Here is a 19,529-nt window from a genome sequence, read left to right on the forward strand (position 1 = left end):
TAGTGGAGCGTTACAGACGCAAATCATCACGAAAAGGAGAGCATGATGAAACAAGCACTGAATGGTAAACGAGTGGCTATTTTAGCCGCCGCTGGTTTTGAAGAGTCTGAGTTGAGCGTGCCGCGTGCCGCGCTGCAGAAAGAGGGCGTTGAGGTTCATGTGGTCACTCCCGATGGCAAGGGGATTAAGGCTTGGGCGGAAACCGATTGGGGTGATACCTACGAAGCTGATAAAGCCCTTTCAGATGTCAATGAGTCTGACTACCACGCGTTGGTACTGCCTGGTGGCTTATTCAATCCCGATGAGCTGCGCACCAACGACGAGGCATTAAGCTTTGTAAAGGCGTTTTTCCAAGCAGGTAAGCCCGTGGCAGCGATTTGTCATGCCCCATGGATATTGATCAATGCAGGCGTAGTGGAAGGACGTCGTATGACCTCCGTTCCTAGCGTTGCACAAGACCTGCTCAATGCTGGTGCTGAATGGGTGGATGAGCCTGTCGTCGTTGATAGTGGGCTAGTGACCAGCCGCACACCGAAAGACTTGGATGCCTTCAATGCCAAGTTACTTGAAGAGCTTCAGGAAGGGCGTCACTCCGGTCAACACGCTTGATGGGCATACTGCGCCAGTGGGCAAGCTTTGTTAAAAGGCTTGTCCACGTTATTGCCAAACCTATTAAAGGAGAGAGTGGCCGCGGTGGCATGGTGGTTCATCCCTACCGTGGCTACGGTTCCCAGCAGGAAATATTTGTTATGGGGAGGGTGTTTCGCCAGGCGGCGCTTGGCCGGGCGATCCCACGCCATGGCATGTGGCGCGATACCGCAGATGTAGCGCGGCGAATTTTGCGCCGTGGCCTTGCCGATGCGCAGGTGGAAATACACATCGGCGACAATCAGCTCTGCGTGGGGACGGATCGCGATGGCTATTTCGATGTGCACCTGCCGATCAGTCACGCGCTACCCATTGATGTCTCCTGGCACCGCGCCGATATTTTGGTGCACTGCCCTCATCAAACCCCAGTGCGCACTCACGTTGAAGTATACGTACCGCCTCCCGAAGCAGATTTGCTGGTGATCAGCGATATCGATGACACCGTGATGTTTACCGGCGTGGCGGAAAAGCTCAAAATGCTTTATCGCCTATTTGTCAAAAAACCCCACCGCCGCACCGCTTTCCCTGGAGTGGCCTCGCTCTATCAAGCACTGCATCGTGGCGTGAGTGAGCGCGCCGAACGGCCCATTCTGTATGTTTCCCGGGGGCCTTGGGCCATTTACGAAATGCTCGAAACCTTTTTTCAGATCAACCGCATTCCCGTTGGGCCGATTATTTTTTTACGCGAGTGGGGTATCTCGTTGCGCCGCCCATGGCCGCGGCGTGCCGAAGAGCACAAGCGTGATCTGATCGACCGCATGTTGACCCTCTACAGCGAGATGCCCTGCATTCTGATCGGCGACAGCGGTCAGCACGATCCAGAAGTCTATTTCGAGATCGTGAAAGCCTACCCTGACCGGATAAAAGCCATCTATATCCGCCGGGTGGATAAAAACCCCAAGCGTGAGCAGGCTATCCAGCGGTTGCGGGATGAGTTGGTGGGTACCCAGTGTGAACTGGTGTTAGCCGCCGATAGCGTTCTGATTGCCGAGCATGCCCACGCTCAGGGCGATATCTCTGCCCACGGCTTAGCGGCGGTCAAGCGCGACGTGGAGGAGCATCGCAACACGCCTGCATAACCCCACCCTCACACAACGCTGTTGCCAAGCCAGCCCCCATGGTAAAAGCTAAGCTGATAAGCACTCATCTGATAAGCGCTAGGCTGAGAAAAACTGTTGACCGTCGGTTGTCTAACGGCGGTTGTTGATGGATAGAGACTGCCATGGTTGTTCTGCTGATCATTTTCGCACTGGTTGTTTTTGTGCTTCCCAATGCATGGGCCAAGTGGGTGCTCAAACGCCATACTCGTGGTCGTGACGATTATCCTGGCACTGGGGCAGAGCTTGCCGATCATTTGCTGCGCCGACTGGGTATTGAGGGAGCGAGTGTCGAGCGCACCGAGTTCGGTGACCACTACGACCCGGAAACCCGCTGCGTGCGGCTCTCCCCGGATAATTACGACGGCCGTTCGCTAACCGCCGTCACCGTCGCTGCCCACGAGGTAGGCCACGCTATTCAGCACTATCAGGGTTATGCACCGCTGCTGGCGCGCAGCCGGTTAGTGGGTGTGGCGCAAAAAGCCGAAAAACTCGGCGCTATACTGATGATGGCCGCGCCTTTTCTATTTCTACTAACGCGTTTGCCGGGTGGTTTGGCGATAGTGATAGCTATCGCCGTCATTAGCTTTGGCACCGCCGCATTGGTGCATCTAGTGACCCTGCCGGTCGAGTTCGATGCCAGCTTTAACCGCGCGCTGCCGCTATTGAAAGAGTACGTCCCGCCTTACGATATGCCCGGCGCCCGCCACGTACTCACCGCCTGCGCCTTTACCTACGTAGCCGCCTCACTTGCCAGTGTTATGAACCTGGGGCGCTGGCTGGTGATTTTGCGGCGGTGAATTTGAAAGCGTGCAGTGCCTATCCCGATTTATTCGCCAAAATCACCGCCCGCCGCGGTGCAGGGTAGCCTTCAATAGTGCGGCTGCGATCATTCGGGTCAAGAAAATCCGCCAGCGACTGGTAGGTCATCCACTCCGTCGATCGCTGCTCCTCTAACGTAGTAGCGGCTTCGTCCACGACACGCACATTGGTAAAACCACAGCGTTCCAGCCAGTGGCATAGCGCTTTGGAAGAGGGTAGGAAGTAGACGTTGGGCATGGCTGCGTAACGTTCGCCGGGCACAAATACGGTCTGCTCGTCGCCTTCGACTACCAGGGTCTCCAGCACTAGCTCGCCGCCTGGAACTAACGCGGCTTTTAGCTGCTGTAGATGTTCCAACGGGGCAGGGCGATGATAGAGCACGCCCATGGAAAATACCGTATCGAAAAAGCCCAGGTTTTCTGGCACATCTTCGATGCCTACTGGCAAAAACTGCGTTCTGCCCTCGTCAGCATCGCCGACGAAGTGGCGTACCGCCTGAAACTGCCAGTAGAAGCGCGGCGAAGGGTCGATCACCAATACAAAGGCCGCGCCAGCACCTGCCATCCGCCAAGCGTGGTAACCGCTACCGCCACCCACGTCGAGCACCTTACGGTATTTTAGCGGCGCCAGATGCGGCGCTACTCTCTGCCACTTCCAGTCTGAGCGCCACTCGGTGTCAATATGAATGCCGCCCAGTTGAAAAGGGCCTTTACGCCAGGGGGCGAGCTTTCTTAGCAGGTTAAAGCACTGGCGCTGCTGGCTATCGCTAAGATCAAGATCAACGCTGACGGTGTCGCTATTTAAATCCACGCGTCGCTCGGCGGGCAACGCTGGAAGCTTGGCCACGGCTTTTTCCCAGGCGGATAAATCGCCATGGCGGTTACGGTCAAGCCCGTGAGCTAACTGCTCGGGAAGCTTCGCTAGCCAGGATGTTAGCGAGGCATCAAGCGTGGCTTGATCTAAAAACGCCTGATAAATTGCGCGATGATCATCGGATAGCGGCGCCACCTTTAACCCTCCTTAAACGCAATTAGCGAGGCAAAGTTGAGGTACTGAAACCATGTCATTGAGCGTGGAAATCCGGCTTGCTTAAGACGCCCATGCAGTGCGTCCAGCGTGTCCGGCACCAGCACGTTCTCCAGTGCCGTGCGCTTTTGGCTGATTTCCAGGTCGCTGTATCCGTTGGCGCGCTTAAAGTCGTGGTAGCGCTCTACCCGCCAAGCGTTGTCGCGCTCGTCTGCGTCGACGGTCTTCTCCGAGAGAATCAGCACGCCGCCGGGTTCCAGCGCTGCATACAGCCGGGTTAATAGCGCATCACGGTCTGCCGCAGGTAGAAATTGCAGCGTAAAATTGAGAATGATCATACCCGAAGGCGCATACTCCAGGGTACGAATGTCGGCTTCTTCAACCTGCATGGCGTACGCTGGGCACTCGTCAGCAAAGGTTTGCCGTGCTTTAGAGGCCATGGCGGGAGAGAGATCGACCCCTGTGTAGCGAAAAGCATCAGGCGGCAGCGCGCCCGCCAGTGCAAGGCCGGAAGCGCCCAGCGAACAGCCCAGATCATAGACATGGGCGCCATGGCGCAGGTGTCGCTGGGCAATTAAGCTCAACATGCCGAGAATTTGCCCATAGCCGGGTACCGATCGGCGGATCATATCAGGGAAACAGGCGACCACCTTTTCATCGAACGAGAACCGCGCAACTCGGTCAAGGGGTGTCGAAAAGATAGCGTCACGGTAAGATGCATCACTCATGGGCAAGCCGGGATCATGGAAAAGGCGTGCTAGTTTACGCGCCCTTAATTGACTAGAACAGGCCTGGCTAGCACAGACTCGCCTAGAACAGCCCTGTTTCATGAACCCCGCTGCAAGGATAGACGCCACTGGAGAAGCTAAATGGCCTCAGCATCAAGCGCTACACCCGATACGTTGCCAGCATGGCAGACGTTAAAGCATCACGCTGAAACGCTGCAGCACGTTCACCTAAAAACGCTGTTTGGCACCGAGCCCTCGCGTTGGGAGAGTTTTACTCGCCAGGTGGCGGGCTTGACGCTGGATCTCTCTAAGCAGCGCTGGGATGACGATACGCTCGAACATCTGTTTACGCTGGCGACTGAAGCGGGTGTGCCCGCGGCGATTGAGGCGCTGCTGAGTGGTAAGCGAGTGAACGTCAGTGAGAACCGCCCGGCATTACACACGGCGCTGCGTTTGCCTGCCGATGCGACGCTTGAGGTGGAAGGTGAGGATATCGTCGCCGCCGTGCACGAAAGCCTTGCCCAAATGGAGCACCTGGTGTGTCGGCTGCACGCAGGACAGTGGCGCGGTGCCACCGGCAAGCCGATTCGGCATGTTGTTAACCTGGGCGTAGGCGGTTCAGATCTGGGCCCATTAATGGTTACCCATGCCTTGGCGGATTTCCGGCCCAAAAATATTCATCCGGTGGAGGTGCATTTTGCTTCCACCATGGATGGCTCACAGTTAGCGGATTATCTGAGCCGGTTGAATCCTGAAACCACCATCTTTGTGCTGTCGTCCAAATCGTTTACCACTATTGATACGCTCTCTAACGCTAACACTGCCCGTGAATGGCTCTTGAGCCGTTTGACCCAGCATGGGGCGACGCCGATTAGCGCTGAGCTGGTGGTGCGTCAGCACTTTATTGGTGTATCGGCGAGCCCTGAGAAAATGACCGAATGGGGCATTGCGGAGGATCACCAGTTAACCTTCTGGGAGTGGGTGGGCGGACGCTACTCGTTATGGGGCACCATTGGGCTACCGATTGCGTTGGTGGTCGGCATGGCGAATTTCCGCGAGTTTTTAGCTGGCGCTCACTCGATGGATCGCCATTTTGCTGAGGCAGAAATGTCGGAGAACCTGCCGGTGCTGCTGGCGTTAGCGGGCATCTGGAACGTCAATTTTCTGGATATTCGCGCGCACTCCATTCTGCCTTACGATGGCCGCTTGGAGTATTTCGCCGCCTACCTTGAACAGCTTGAGATGGAGTCCAACGGCAAGTCGGTCACCCGCCAGGGGCAGCCGGTCAACTACTCCACCTGCCCGGTGCTCTGGGGGCAGCTTGGCCCTAATGCTCAGCATGCTTTTTACCAATTGCTACACCAAGGTACCCAGCCGGTGGTGTGCGACTTTATCGCGCCGCTCAAGCGTTATGACGAGGTGGAAGACCCGGATACCCGCCGTCACCTTAAAACCCAGCACCGTTTGGCACTGGCCAACTGCTTTGCTCAGTCCCGGGTATTAATGCTCGGTGACGACGCCTTGGAAGACGACGGCCCGCGACCGGAGCACAAGCGTTATCGTGGCAACCAACCCTCGACAACGGTGCTGCTTGACCAGCTGACGCCCGCCACTCTGGGTTCGCTTATCGCCCTTTACGAGCATAAGGTCTTTGTTCAGGCGGTGATTTGGGATATCAACCCGTTCGATCAATGGGGCGTTGAGCTAGGTAAACAGATTGCCACGGATACCCAAAAGATTATCGACCATGAGGGAGATCTATCGCGGATGGATGCTTCCAGTAAGGGATTGATTGAAGCATTTTGGGCGGCGGAGCAGGAGTGACCTATCCCCGGCGTCCTTGGTAATAAGCATGGCTAGATATACAGCTTTTTGCTTTTCCGCTATCCTGTGCGTCTTAGCAAGCCGCCAATTACTCGTTTCAGCACTCAATATGGCTGCCAGTACGATTTTTCAGGGAACCGACGTTACATGACCCAGTTTGATGCCTCTCAGTACGGCGCGAGCTCCATCGAAGTCCTGTCGGGCCTCGAGCCGGTACGTAAGCGTCCCGGTATGTATACCGACACCACTCGCCCCAACCATCTTGCTCAGGAAGTTATTGATAACAGCGTTGATGAAGCGTTAGCGGGCCACGCCACCGAAATCAACGTCGTGCTGCATAGCGACGGCGGTATTGAGGTGCAGGATAACGGCCGCGGTATGCCCATCGACCTACACCCTGAGCACGGTGTTTCAGGCGTTGAACTGATCTTTACCAAATTGCACTCGGGAGGCAAATTCTCCTCCACCAGCTACCGCTTCTCCGGCGGCTTGCACGGTGTCGGTGTTTCGGTGGTGAATGCGCTATCGCGCCGACTGGATGTCGAAGTCACCCGCGACGGCGCCCGCCATGGCATGGCTTTCGAGTTCGGTGAGAAAGTCGAAGAGCTGCATGAAATTGGCAAAGCGGCCAAGCGGGCGAGTGGCACGCTGGTGCGTTTCTGGCCCGATGAGAGCTACTTCGATAGTCCCAAACTAGCGCTAACCCGGCTGAAGCATTTGCTGCGCGCTAAAGCGGTGCTGTGCCCTGGCTTAAAAGTCACCTTGGTAGAGCCTGATGGCACTTCCACCGAGTGGGAGTTCGCCGATGGCCTGCGCGACTATCTCGTTGAGGCCACCGACGGCTATGAAGTGCTGCCCCGAGAGCCCTTTGTTGGCCACTTTAACGACGACGAACACGGTGTCGATTGGGCTATCCAATGGCTACCGGAAGGCGGCGAAGCGCTGCTGGAGAGCTACGTTAACCTGATTCCTACACCCCAGGGTGGTACCCATGTCAACGGCTTCCGTTCCGGGCTTTTGGACGCACTGCGCGAGTTCTGCGAATACCGCAACCTGTTGCCTCGCGGTATCAAGCTCACCGCCGATGATCTCTGGGAGCGCACCTCCTTTGTGCTTTCGGTGAAGATGCTCGACCCCCAATTTGCCGGGCAAACCAAAGAGCGGCTCTCATCGCGCACCATTGCCGGTTTTGTTTCCGGCGTTGTTAAAGATGCTTTCTCGCTATGGCTGAACCACCATGTGGATCAAGCCGAAGCAATTGCCGAGCTGGTGATTAGCGCGGCGCAGAATCGCCAGAAAAAAGCTAAAAAGGTCGCCCGTAAAAAGGTCACTTCCGGTCCGGCGCTGCCTGGCAAGTTGGCGGACTGCTCCGGTCAGGATCCCGCCCAAAGCGAGCTGTTTTTAGTCGAGGGGGACTCCGCCGGTGGCAGTGCCAAGCAGGCCCGCAATCGGGAAACCCAGGCGATACTGCCCCTGCGCGGTAAAATTCTTAACACCTGGGAAGTGGAGACCCACGATATCTACGGTTCCCAGGAGGTTCACGATATCGCCGTTGCCATAGGCGCCGATCCCGGCAGCGCTGATTTGGAAAAGCTGCGCTATCACAAGATCTGTATTCTCGCCGACGCCGACTCCGACGGCCTGCACATTGCCACGCTGCTTTGTGCACTGTTTGTGCGCCACTTCCCAAGCTTGGTCGATGCGGGGCACGTCTATGTCGCGATGCCGCCGCTTTACCGCATCGATCTAGGCAAAGAAGTGCACTACGCCCTGGATGAGAGCGAAAAGGCTGCCATTCTCAAGCAACTGGCCAACAAGCGTGGCACGCCCAATGTGCAACGCTTTAAAGGCCTGGGGGAGATGAGCCCGCTGCAGCTGCGTGAAACCACCATGTCGACGGAAACCCGCCGCCTGGTGCAGCTCACCTTGACGGATGGTGACGGCACCATGGAAATGATGGATATGTTGCTGGCCAAAAAACGCGCCGCTGATCGCAAAAAGTGGCTGGAAGATTATGGCAACCTCGCTGATATCGAGGTTTGATTACGCAAGCTACAGAGCGTGGTCGTGTGAATGCGGTGGCGCTGCAACGTTAAGGTTCATGTTTCTTACGCCGATAACAACGACAAGGTGTATTGGAATTAATATGCCTGATAAGAACTTCACTTTAGAAGGGGAACGACGTTGTTTAAAACGATATCTAGGCAGCTAACGCTGGCCGCGCTAGCACTTATGCTACTGATGGCCGCCAGTATCTACGCCGTGATGGCGTGGCGTGGTCAACCGCTGGTGATTGAAGCAAGCCAGTCGTTGGTGGATCGAACAGGCGGTTCGATAGTCAACGCTTTGGACGCGCAGTTATCGCGGGTTGAGGGCAACACCTCGAGCCTTGCTGCGTTGGCTGAGTCATTACCCCGTGATGAAGCGCTTTATTTACAAGCCTTCCCAAGAGTAGTGGATGATAATGGCAATAGCGCTATTGCGGGCGGCGGTATCTGGCCAGAACCAGGGGCATTTGAGTCGGGCGTTGAACGGTTTAGTTTCTTTTGGGCGAGGAATTCACAAGGCGATCTTGATTTTCTAGATGACTATAACGCTGCCGATATCGCACCGTATCAGGAAGAGGAGTGGTACAGCAGTGCGCGTGGCGCTGAACCCGGGCAGTGCGTATGGTCCACGGCGTATCGCGACCCGACGACAGGCGTGGCCATGGTGACCTGCAGCGTCCCTTACTATCTTGACGATGAGTTTGCGGGCGTGGCCACCATTGATATGCAGCTCGATGGTGTTGCCGAGTTCTTAACTGAAAACGGTGGCGCAACCGGTGGTTATGCGTTTGTACTGGATAGTGCGGGCAATGTGATTCACTTCCCCGGTGCTGATCTGGAAACGGACGAGATGCAAGGGTTGGCGAACTTTACGAACAGTATGCCTTGGTTGCAGCCCGTTATTGATGGCCTTAATGAAGGGCGCGACGAAATCAGCGTTGAGACCGCAGGGGTGCTGGATGCTCCCGCCTCAGTCCGGTTATTTGATATGCAAGATACCGGTTGGACGCTGGGCTTAATGACACCCCAGGAGGAAGTGACGGCGCTTGCGCGCACGTTAACGCGTGACTTGTTGATTGTCATTTTGCCCCTTTTGGCGCTACTGCTCGCACTTGGTTGGTGGGGTGGGCGCATTCTGCTGCGGCAGATTCGCAGTACCACGCTGCAGATTGATCAGTTGGGGCAAGGCGGCTCCAGTCGGGAGCTGACTATTTATCGTGACGATGAAATAGGAGAGTTACGCAGTGCTGTAAACCGCTACTCGGATAAACTGCAACATCTATTTGGAAATGTGCGCAGTGTAGCCGATGCCATAGCCAGTGAGTCGACGGAAATTGCCGCAGGCAATACCGAGCTTTCCAGCCGCACTGAGCAGCAAGCAGCCTCTCTGCAAGAGACGTCTTCCACGATGGAAGAGATGGCCGCTACGGTGAAGCGCAATGCTGACAACGCTCAAGAGGCGGATCAGCGAGCAAAAGAGTCTGCGGAAAAAGTCAAACAAGGTGGCGAGCAGGTATCACGGCTGGCGCAATCCATGGAGGCCATCAACGAAAGCTCTACAGAGGTCTCGTCAATTGTTGACGTGATTGAGAATATTGCCTTCCAAACCAATATATTGGCATTGAATGCTTCGGTGGAGGCAGCGCGAGCCGGTGAACATGGCCGTGGATTTGCCGTAGTGGCCAGCGAAGTACGTGAGCTGGCATCGCGCAGCGCCGCTTCGGCTAGAAACATTAATGGGCTGATTAAAACCACCTCAGAGCAGATTGCCACCGGCAGTGGCTATGCCCAAGCAGCTGAGTCCGCCATGAAAGATATAGTAGTGGCAATTGAAGAGGTGACTGCACGTATTAGCGAAATCAGCCAAGCGTCTGGCGAGCAGACCAACGGTATTGATGAGATCAACCGGGCGGTTACCCAAATGGATACGGTGACGCAGCAAAATGCCGGGTTGGTGAGTGAAGCGGCGAGTGCTGCCAATGAGCTGTCGTTACAGGCCCAGCGCTTAAAAGGTCTGTTAGACGAGTTTCACGGTGGTTCTCAACAAGCGTCATCGACGGCCGCGCTATCTAATGCATCAAACGAAAGGTATCAATTAACATAGCGAGCCATGTTAAGTGGCCGCGTGTCCGCTTATCAGCCGCCCCAACAGGGGCGGTTTTGTTGTCAAGGTAGGATATGATCGACATGGATATTCAAGTAGCGGAAGGAGACGTCGAGCGTCTCTCCCTGCGCGACTACACCGAAAAAGCGTACCTCGACTACTCGATGTACGTCATTCTCGACCGCGCCCTGCCCAACATTGGCGATGGCATGAAACCCGTGCAGCGCCGGATTATTTACGCCATGCGCGAGCTGGCGCTGCACGCCAACGCCAAGTACAAAAAGTCGGCGCGTACCGTCGGTGATGTGCTGGGTAAATTCCACCCCCATGGCGACAGCGCCTGCTACGAAGCCATGGTGCTGATGGCGCAGCCGTTCAGTTACCGCTATCCGCTGGTGGACGGTCAGGGCAACTGGGGGAGTCCCGACGACCCTAAATCCTTCGCCGCCATGCGTTACACCGAGGCCAAACTCTCCAGGTTTGCCGAAGTGCTACTCGGCGAACTGGGCCAAGGCACCGTCGATTGGGTGCCCAACTTTGATGGCACCATGCAGGAGCCGCTGGTGCTGCCTGCCAAGCTACCCCATGTACTGCTCAACGGCGGTACCGGGATTGCCGTGGGCATGGCGACTGATATCCCGCCCCATAACGTCTCGGAAATTGTCGAAGCGACTTGCCATCTGTTGCGCAATCCCAAGGCCACCACCGCCGATTTGATGGAGTTCGTGCCCGCACCGGACTTTCCTACCGATGCGGAAATCATTACCCCGCCGGCTGATCTGCGTAAGCTCTACGAGTCCGGCCGGGGCTCGGTAAAACTGCGTGCTCGCTATGAGCGCGAAGAGTCCAATATTGTGATTACCTCGGTGCCCTATCAGGTCAGCGGCGCCAAGGTGCTGGAGCAGATTGCGGCGCAAATGCAGGCCAAGAAGCTGCCCATGGTGGCGGATCTGCGCGATGAGTCGACCCACGAAGAGCCCACCCGCCTGGTGATCGAGCCTCGCTCCAACCGCATCGACGTTGAATCGCTGATGGCCCACCTGTTTGCCACGACGGATCTGGAAAAGAACGTGCGGGTGAACATGAACGTGATCGGCCTGGATGGCCGCCCACGGGTGATGCCGCTGCCCGAAATGCTGGGTGAGTGGTTGCAGTTCCGGCGCAGCACGGTGCGTCGTCGTTTAGAGCACCGTCTGGGCAAAGTCGAAGATCGCCTGCATATCCTCGAAGGCCTGCTAATTGCCTACCTGGATCTGGACGAAGTGATCCGCATTATTCGCGAAGAGGATGACCCGAAAGCGTCGCTGATCGCGGCCTTTAGTCTCTCCGAGCGTCAAGCCGAAGCCATTCTAGAGCTGCGCCTGCGTCACCTTGCCAAGCTCGAAGAGATGAAAATTCGCGGCGAGCAGGATGAACTGGAAAAAGAGCGCAAATATCTACAGGGCCTGCTGGGCAGCGAAGCCAAGCTCACCACCCTGATCGAAAAAGAGATTCGTGCGGCGGGTAAAGAGCACGGCGACGAGCGCCGTTCGCCGCTGGTGGAGCGTGAAGAGTCCAAGGCGCTCTCTGAAGTCGAGCTGTTGGGCGCTGACCCGATTACCGTGGTGCTCTCTGACAAAGGCTGGATTCGTGCCGCTAAAGGGCATGATATTGACCCCGAAGGGCTCTCCTATAAAGCCGGGGATAGCTTCCAACTGGCAGCGAAAGGTAAAACCAATCAGCCGTTGGTGCTGCTGGATGACACTGGGCGAGCCTATACGCTATCGGCACATAATCTGCCCAGTGCCCGGGGCCAGGGTGAACCGGTGACCGGGCGCGCTAATGTCGCCGCCGGGGCGAAAATGGCGGGGCTAATGTTTGCGCCACCCGAACGCCGTTTTGTCCTCGCCACCGACGGAGGCTATGGCTTTGTGGCGCGCCTCGGTACCCTGACGGGTAAGAATAAAGCCGGTAAAGCGGTGCTGAGCCTGCCCAAAGGTTGCAATGTCATGGTGCCGGTTGAAGTGCCAGAGGGCGACGAGCTGTGGGTGGCCTCGGTGTCAAACGAAGGCCGACTGCTGCTTTTCCCGCTAGATCAACTGCCTGAGATGTCCAAAGGCAAAGGCAATAAAATGCTCGATATACCCGGCCCAAGGGCTGCGCGTCGGGAGGAGTTTGTTTGCGGGCTTACCGTGCTGGCGTCTAACGATGCATTAATGATTCATGCTGGTAAGCGCAAGCTAACCCTAAAAGCCGACGATCTGGCCTACTATCGTGGCGAGCGCGGCCGACGCGGCAGTAAGCTGCCCCGTGGCTTCCAAAAAGTTGACCGCTTAGAGGCAGGGGAATAAATAATGGTAGGAGCTAATTGATGGCAAACGGTGACTTGATCCTAACCGTTTTAGCGCCGCGACTCACCGCGGAGATTCGGGCTCAGGTAGACGCGCTTATCGTGCAGTTTGGTCTACAGGAGAAGAGCACCCAGCGCCTGGCCGACATACAGCTGGGCGAGGGCATCGACTGCATTGAGCATCGTCTAGTGGGTGAGGTGGGTATCGAGGCCGTGCGCAACGCCGCGCGGGTACTGAGCGAAACCCTGGGCGTGGATATCGTTATCCAAGACGATACTCGCGATCACGTTCAGCCCCGTTTGGTCTGTTTCGATATGGACTCCACACTGATCAAAGCCGAAGTGATTGACGAACTGGCCCGCCGCCATGGCGTGGGGGAGGAAGTCGCAGAAGTCACTGAGCGTGCCATGCGCGGCGAGCTTGATTTTAAAGCAAGTTTCCGCGAGCGAATGAGTAAGCTGGACGGTTTGGATGAGTCCGTGCTGGCAGAGATCGCTGAGGAACTGCCGCTTATGGAGGGTGTGGAGCGCTTAATGGCCAACCTGAAACGCTTGGGCTACCGCACTGCAATTCTCTCTGGCGGTTTTACCTACTTTGCTCTTCACCTGCAGGAGAAGCTGGGTTTTGACGAGATCCATGCCAATGAGCTGATCATCGAAGAGGGCAAGGTCACCGGCGCCGTTAGCGAACCGATTGTCGATGCTGAACGCAAAGCCGCACTATTGGAGTCCATTGCGTTAAGAGACGGTTTTACGCTGGATCAAACGGTTGCAGTGGGTGACGGCGCCAACGATCTGAAAATGCTCGCCAAAGCGGGTATGGGGGTTGCGTTTCGCGCCAAACCTCTGGTGCGCGCCCAGGCGCGCCAAGCGATATCGTCGGTGGGCCTTGACGGTGTGCTCTATCTGCTGGGCTACCATCAGCAGGACTTAACGCCTTAAAACAAGGCGGCGCCCAGTGGCGCCGCCTTGTTTTATATTTTTTAGTGCCTCTATTCGTTTTTAGCCATGGCCTTTATCCGGGTGGGGTACCGGCTTATCGCCGACTTCTTCTGGACGCAGCTCTACCGGCTTACCTTGGGTTTTATCAGCGTGCTTTAAGCGCAGGTGCAGGCCAGATTTGGCTAGCAGGTGCGCGCTCACCGGAGCAGTAATAAACAGGAAGAGTGTAATCAGCAACTCTTGAGCATCCGGTTTACCGTCAATGCTCCAGAAGTACAGCATCGAAGCGATCAGCATGCAGCCGATGCCCAGGGTGGTGGCCTTGGTAGGGCCATGCAGGCGCATATAGAAATCGCGCAGGTGGGCCATCCCCAGTGAGCCGATAAACACAAAGATACCGCCAGCGATCAGTAACAGTGAAATAAGCGCTTCAATGATTACGGGCATAGTTCCCCCTGGCGCATATCCCTCATTCGATAGCTCATGTTCATCATTCGATGATGTCTCCACGCAGAATATATTTGCATACCGCCACGGTGCTGATGAAACCAAGCATCGCAATCAGTAGCGCCGACTCGAAATAGGTTTTGCTGTTCAGCCATAGCCCCAGCAGCACGATCAGTGCAATCGAGTTGACGTACATAGTGTCCAGAGCGAGTACCCGGTCGGGCAGGCTGGGGCCGATGGTCAGCCGGTAGAGGTTCATCAACAGGGCCATCACCACCAGCGCTAAGGTGATATACAGCGCAAAGCTCAACATTCGTAAATCTCCTTGAGCGGGCGTTCGTAGCGCTCACGAATCTGATTAATCAGCGCCTCCTCATCGTCCACGTTTAAGGCGTGAATCAGCAGCGACTTACCATCCATGCGTAGATTGGCCGATACGGTGCCCGGTGTCAGGCTGATCGTGCTGGCCAGCAGCGTGATGGTGAAGCGCTCTTCGAGCATGAGCGGATATTCAATGAAGTGGGGCTTAAGTTTGCGCCATGGATTGGCGATCAGATAAGCCACCTCAAAGTTGGCGGTGATGATGTCGCCCATTACCCGGAAGATAAACCGCAGCAGCATGAAGGGCTTGCCGATCAGTGGGCGGGCATCCCAAAAGCGGTGGGTCAGCAGGGGGATTAAAATGGCTAATGAGCCGCCGAGTACGAATTGACCAAAGGCGTAACTGCGTACTAGCAGCAGCCAAACCACTAGCAGTAGTATCGATAAAACGGGCGTGGGTAGCCAGGAGCGCGGGGCGATCATGGGGCATCTCCAGCAGCATTGGGGAGTAGCGTGCGAATCAGCACCTGGGGGTTAGCGAGTTGATCAGCCGTGGCTTGAGTGTAGCTGCTCACAGGCCCTGCCAGGGCGACTAATAGCGGGGCTGCGCTCAGTAGCCAGATAACGCCAAACCACTGACGACGGGGTAGCGGGGTGCCGCTGCTGGTGCCCCGGTGGCTGCGCCAAAACAGCGTCGAGCCCGCTCGGGAAAGGGCAATTAGCGAGGCTAAGCTGGTTAGTAGCAGCAGCGGCCAGAGCCACAGACGCTGTGTACCTTCAGCGGCATTAAGCATTAATGCCTTGCCGAAAGCGCCGGAAAAGGGCGGGACGCCTGCCACGGCGATAGCACCGACAAAGAAGAGCATGGCGAGTGCTGCGCCCTGCACCATAGGGCGACCCTTAACTAAGCGCGTCCCCGCTTTGCCACGCTGTAGGCCAATCATTTCGGCTAACAGAAACAGCCCCCCGGTGATCAACGTAGTGTGGATCAGGTAATAGAGTAGCGCAGAGACCGCCTGGGGTGAGCGCATGCCGATACCTGCCAGCAGCGTGCCTACCGATACCAGCACAAGGTAAGCCACCAGCAAGCGCAGATCTCGCGCGGCCATTACCCCAACGCCTGCGGCTGCCAAGGTAGCAAGTGATAGCCACCAAACCCAGGGCTGTTCCAGCGCCTCCAAACCACCAGCGCTATCGCCAAAAATAAGTGAGTAGACGCGCAGGATGGCGTAAATCCCCACTTTGGTCATAATGGCAAACAGTGCCGCTACCGGTGCGGGAGCAGACGCGTAGGCTTTGGGCAGCCAGAAGTAGAGCGGCAGTATGGCGGCTTTTAAGCCAAACACTACCAGCAGCATCAGCGCCCCTGCGCTTACTAAGCCGTTTCGCTCTGCCGGTATTTCGGCGACACGAATCGCCATATCGGCCATATTGAGCGTACCCGTGGCGCCATACAGCACACCCACTGCAATCAGAAACAGCGAAGAACCCGCCAGGTTAAGCACCACATAGTGCACGCTGGCCTGAATGCGTGCTTTGCCGCCGCCGTGCAGCAGTAGGGCGTAAGAAGCCAGCAGCAGAACTTCAAAAAAGACGAACAGGTTAAACAGATCACCGGTTAAAAAGGCGCCATTGATGCCCAGCAGTTGCCACTGAAAAAGACCATGGAAGTTACTGCCTTTCTCGTCGTCGCCCGCGCAGGCAAACACCACTGCGCCAACGGCCAGAATGGCGGTCAGCAGCAGCATTAACGCCGAGAGGCGATCCAGCACTAACACGATACCGAACGGGGCTTGCCAATCGCCCAGGGCGTAGTAAGTAATCTCTCCGCTGGCGGCTTGGCGTAATAAGCCAATCGCTACCAACAGCAGCAGTGCGGTGGCAGCAACGCTCACCGCGCGTTTGTAACGTACTAATCCCTGGCGCTGATAGAGCAGTAGAATGCCCGCCACTAACGGTAGAACAACAGGGAAAACAATCAGATGCTGCATCATTCTCGGTCTTCCTTTTTACCGTCGACGTGGTCGTTCCCCACTTCACTACGCGCCCGCATCGCCAGAATTACCACAAAGGCCGTCATGGCGAAGCCAATCACAATGGCGGTGAGAACCAGTGCCTGGGGGAGCGGGTCGGCATAGTTAGCTCCTTCAGACACAATAGCGGGGCCATCAGTGGTCAGGCCGCCCATCGAAAACAGGAACAGATTGACGGCGTAAGAGAGCAGAGTGAGACCTACCACCACCGGAAAGGTACGGCCTCGCAAGGTCAAGTAGAGGCCACAGGCGGTCAATACCCCGGTGGTCATTGCGTAGAGCAGTTCCATTAGCGAGGCTCCTTGGCTGCGGGCGTTGCGGTGTTGGCGTCAGCCTCTTTTTCCGAGGCTTCGGTCACCGGTCTATGGGCGGTCGTGACTTTGCCCAGGTTGGCAAGAATCATCAGCGTAGCGCCCACCACCGCTAAGTAGACACCCAGATCAAATAGCAGCGCGGTGGCCAGTTCAAAGGTACCGATGAGCGGCAGGGTGAAGTAGCCGAATGCTGAGGTTAAAAACGGATGTCCGAACAGCCAGCTACCCAGCCCGGTGAGCGTAGCAATCGCTACCCCGATAACCGCCACGGGTTGGAAAGGGAAGTCCAGGCGCTCTTGCGCCCACTCTACGCCCCGCGCCATATACAGGAGGATCAAGGCAACAGCGGTAATCAGTCCGGCAATAAAGCCGCCACCCGGCTGGTTGTGGCCGCGCAGGAAGATAAATGCAGAGACTAATAGTGCCAACGGCAGTAGCGTCATGGAAATTGACGTGAGTACCGCCGGGTAACGGTCAGGCGACCATACCCGACCTTCGCCGTCACTGTGCGGCATAAACAGGCGTAAGCGGTTCAGCAGCTTAAAGATAGCCAGGCCCGCGATAGCCAGTACGGTGATTTCACCCAGGGTATCAAATCCCCGGAAGTCGACCAGAATTACGTTGACCACGTTGTAGCCGCCACCGCCCGGCTTGCTGTTCTCCACAAAGAAGCTGGAAATCGACAGCGTCTCTCGTGTCATGACCGCGTAGTTAAGGCTGGCGATCACCAAGCCTAGCGTGCCTGCCAGCAGCATATCGCGAACGTTGCGTAGTGGGCTGGATTCCCGTGGGGTCTTTTGCGGTAGGAAAAATAGCGCCAGCATCAACAGGATCATGGTCACCACTTCCACCGAAAGCTGTGTCAGCGCTAAATCGGGTGCTGAGAAACGAGCAAAGGTGAGCGCCACAAAGAGCCCGACGACCGATAGCATCAGCAGAGAAATCAGCCGGTAGCGGTGAGTGGCAGCGGTGGCCACGCCGCCAAACATCAGCATCCCCGCCCCGAGTATGAGGATACCATCCAGCTCTTGATTGCCAGCAGCGCCCGTTAAGTCAGTGATCTGAACCAGTCCGATCCCACCCATGACTAATGCGCCTAGCCAGAGCCAGCCCACATAACGCTGTAGCGAATTGCCTTCCAGCTTGGCAATAAGCTGCTCGGCGCGATAGCCCATGGAGACAAGTATGCGCTCAAACACCCGCCGGGCATCGACCCCGGCAAACTGCTGAGTAAATCGACGCACCTCGCCATAGCGCCAATAGAGTGCAATACCCACCACGAAGGCGAGCAAACTCATGATGAGCGGTAGATTCACTCCATGCCAAATAGCCAGGTGGAAATCTAGTGGGCTACCAATCACCGCTTGGCTGGCGAGCTCTAATAATCCCGTTGCCATAAAGGCCGGGAACAGGCCCACTACCACGCACAGGGCTACCAATATTTCTACCGGCAAACGCATAAGGTGCGGCGGCTCGTGGGGCGCCTTCGGAGGGGCTTCACGGGCCGGTTTGAAGAAAACGGCGTGCACTAAACGCAGTGAATAGGCCACAGAAAGAATGCCACCGAGCGCCGCTAGCGCAGGTAATAACCAGCTCAATCCTCCCAGAACGGGGGTTGCCAGCGCTTCGGTGAAGAACATCTCTTTGGATAAGAAACCATTAAAAAGCGGTACGCCGGCCATCGCTGCCGCTGCCAGGGTGGTCAGTAGCGCCGTTACCGGCATGGCTTTTTTCAGGCCACCCAACTGCTTTAGCTCCCGTGTGCCGGTTTCGTGATCGATAATGCCGGCACTCATAAACAACGCGGCTTTAAAGGTGGCGTGATTGAGAATGTGAAAAAGCGCAGCCAAAATCGCCATGGGGCTGCCGATACCCAACAACACGGTAATCAAGCCTAAATGGCTAACAGTTGAGAACGCCAAAATACCTTTCAGATCGGTCTTCATCAGCGCAAACCAGGCGCCATACAGCATGGTGATGATGCCGACCAGGGAAACGACCACGCTCCACAGCTCGCTACCGGCAATGGCAGGATGCAGACGCGCCATCAGGAAAATGCCCGCTTTCACCATGGTGGCTGAGTGCAGATACGCCGATACTGGTGTGGGCGCCGCCATGGCGTGGGGCAACCAAAAATGGAACGGGAACTGGGCCGATTTGGTAAAGGCCCCCAACAGTACTAAACCCAGCATAAGCGGATAGCGCGGGTCGGCAAGGATAACGTCTCCGCTGGCCAGCACATCGCCCATGTTGAAGCTGCCTGCCATATCGCCGAGTAACAGTAAGCCCGCCAGCAGTGCTAGGCCTCCCGCACCCGTCACCGTTAGCGCCATACGTGCGCCTTTACGGGCATCTGATTGGTGCGACCAGTAACCGATCAGCAAAACGAGGAGAGGCTGGTTAATTCCCAGAACAGCCAGAGCAGAATCAGGTTGTCCGACATTGAAATACCCACCATTGATGCCATAAATAGCATCAGGAAGGCGTAGAATCGGCCAAAGGGCTCATCTTTGGCTAAATAGTAGTGCGCATAAAGAATAATCAGTAGGCCAATGCCGAGTATCAGTAGGTTGAACAGCAGCGATAGCCCATCCAGGCGAAACGCTAGGTTTAGCGCCAGTTCAGGCATCCAAGTGGCCGAAAAACGCAATTGCTCGCCATCTAGCAGAGCTGGCACGTTGAGTAGCGTCATTACTAAGGCGGTAGCTGGCAGCACCGCCGTTGCGAGGGAACAGAAACTTCGCCCACGCTGTGCGGTGAGTGCCGGTACCAGTACGCCTAGCAGAGGCAATAAGGCTATCCAAAGCAGTGTCATGGGGTCATCCAGCGGCTAAATAAAAAAGTCA

Annotated in this window: 15 protein-coding genes and 1 pseudogene; 8 read left to right on the forward strand and 8 right to left on the reverse strand. The window is 56.4% G+C overall.

Going from position 1 to position 19,529, the window contains the following annotated elements; all coding sequences use genetic code 11:
* The first annotated feature begins 45 nt into the window (after positions 1-45).
* The 3 genes from OM794_RS07835 (at position 46) to OM794_RS07845 (ending at position 2,545) form a co-directional block, all read left to right on the forward strand.
* Positions 46-609: a type 1 glutamine amidotransferase domain-containing protein gene (locus OM794_RS07835; RefSeq protein ID WP_088698499.1), complete on the forward strand. Its 564-nt coding sequence runs from the start codon at positions 46-48 to the stop codon at positions 607-609.
* Positions 609-1,727 (forward strand): App1 family protein, encoded by a 1,119-nt coding sequence (locus OM794_RS07840; protein ID WP_226249833.1) that lies wholly within the window; start codon positions 609-611, stop codon positions 1,725-1,727. Before OM794_RS07835 ends, OM794_RS07840 begins: the two co-directional genes overlap by 1 nt.
* 143 nt (positions 1,728-1,870) lie before the next feature.
* Positions 1,871-2,545 (forward strand): zinc metallopeptidase, encoded by a 675-nt coding sequence (locus tag OM794_RS07845; RefSeq protein ID WP_088698501.1) that lies wholly within the window; start codon positions 1,871-1,873, stop codon positions 2,543-2,545.
* 19 nt (positions 2,546-2,564) lie between these two features.
* Here OM794_RS07845 and cmoB read toward each other — a convergent pair whose 3' ends face one another.
* A complete protein-coding gene (cmoB, locus tag OM794_RS07850) occupies positions 2,565-3,575 on the reverse strand; it encodes a tRNA 5-methoxyuridine(34)/uridine 5-oxyacetic acid(34) synthase CmoB (protein WP_226249700.1) in 1,011 nt (336 codons plus the stop codon).
* 2 nt (positions 3,576-3,577) lie between these two features.
* Complete coding sequence (gene cmoA, locus OM794_RS07855; protein ID WP_226249701.1) at positions 3,578-4,321, reverse strand: carboxy-S-adenosyl-L-methionine synthase CmoA; 744 nt, start codon at positions 4,319-4,321, stop codon at positions 3,578-3,580.
* Between the two features lie 141 nt (positions 4,322-4,462).
* Here cmoA and pgi point away from each other — a divergent pair, with 141 nt between their 5' ends.
* The 5 genes from pgi (at position 4,463) to serB (ending at position 13,568) form a co-directional block, all read left to right on the forward strand.
* On the forward strand, positions 4,463-6,145 hold the full coding sequence (pgi, locus tag OM794_RS07860) for a glucose-6-phosphate isomerase (protein WP_226249702.1): 1,683 nt from the start codon (positions 4,463-4,465) through the stop codon (positions 6,143-6,145).
* Between the two features lie 147 nt (positions 6,146-6,292).
* A complete protein-coding gene (gene parE / locus OM794_RS07865; RefSeq protein ID WP_226249703.1) occupies positions 6,293-8,188 on the forward strand; it encodes a DNA topoisomerase IV subunit B in 1,896 nt (631 codons plus the stop codon).
* A 141-nt stretch (positions 8,189-8,329) separates the two neighbouring features.
* Complete coding sequence (locus OM794_RS07870) at positions 8,330-10,297, forward strand: methyl-accepting chemotaxis protein (protein WP_226249704.1); 1,968 nt, start codon at positions 8,330-8,332, stop codon at positions 10,295-10,297.
* Positions 10,298-10,371: 74 nt separating this feature from the next.
* Entirely contained in the window at positions 10,372-12,627 is a 2,256-nt protein-coding gene (gene parC, locus OM794_RS07875; protein ID WP_226249705.1) for a DNA topoisomerase IV subunit A, read from the forward strand.
* A gap of 20 nt (positions 12,628-12,647) precedes the next feature.
* Entirely contained in the window at positions 12,648-13,568 is a 921-nt protein-coding gene (serB, locus tag OM794_RS07880) for a phosphoserine phosphatase SerB (RefSeq protein ID WP_226249706.1), read from the forward strand.
* A 60-nt stretch (positions 13,569-13,628) separates the two neighbouring features.
* On the opposite strand, the gene OM794_RS07885 is transcribed toward serB, so the two are convergent.
* From OM794_RS07885 to OM794_RS07910, 6 genes and pseudogenes are all read right to left on the reverse strand, one after another.
* Positions 13,629-14,015, reverse strand: a complete 387-nt coding sequence (locus tag OM794_RS07885; protein WP_226249707.1) for a Na+/H+ antiporter subunit G — start codon at positions 14,013-14,015, stop codon at positions 13,629-13,631.
* A gap of 43 nt (positions 14,016-14,058) precedes the next feature.
* Entirely contained in the window at positions 14,059-14,328 is a 270-nt protein-coding gene (locus OM794_RS07890) for a K+/H+ antiporter subunit F (RefSeq protein ID WP_226249708.1), read from the reverse strand.
* A complete protein-coding gene (locus OM794_RS07895; RefSeq protein ID WP_226249709.1) occupies positions 14,322-14,819 on the reverse strand; it encodes a Na+/H+ antiporter subunit E in 498 nt (165 codons plus the stop codon). The genes OM794_RS07890 and OM794_RS07895 overlap by 7 nt, the downstream gene beginning before the upstream one ends.
* The gene (locus OM794_RS07900) at positions 14,816-16,330 is read right to left on the reverse strand and encodes a monovalent cation/H+ antiporter subunit D (RefSeq protein ID WP_226249710.1); all 1,515 of its coding nucleotides are present in this window, start codon (positions 16,328-16,330) and stop codon (positions 14,816-14,818) included. The genes OM794_RS07895 and OM794_RS07900 overlap by 4 nt, the downstream gene beginning before the upstream one ends.
* Entirely contained in the window at positions 16,327-16,659 is a 333-nt protein-coding gene (locus OM794_RS07905; RefSeq protein ID WP_088698510.1) for a Na+/H+ antiporter subunit C, read from the reverse strand. The genes OM794_RS07900 and OM794_RS07905 overlap by 4 nt, the downstream gene beginning before the upstream one ends.
* Positions 16,659-19,498, reverse strand: a pseudogene (locus OM794_RS07910) (monovalent cation/H+ antiporter subunit A). Before OM794_RS07910 ends, OM794_RS07905 begins: the two are co-directional and overlap by 1 nt.
* Positions 19,499-19,529: the final 31 nt, after the last annotated feature.

Source organism: Halomonas sp. BDJS001 (genome assembly GCF_026104355.1).
Taxonomy (GTDB): domain Bacteria; phylum Pseudomonadota; class Gammaproteobacteria; order Pseudomonadales; family Halomonadaceae; genus Vreelandella.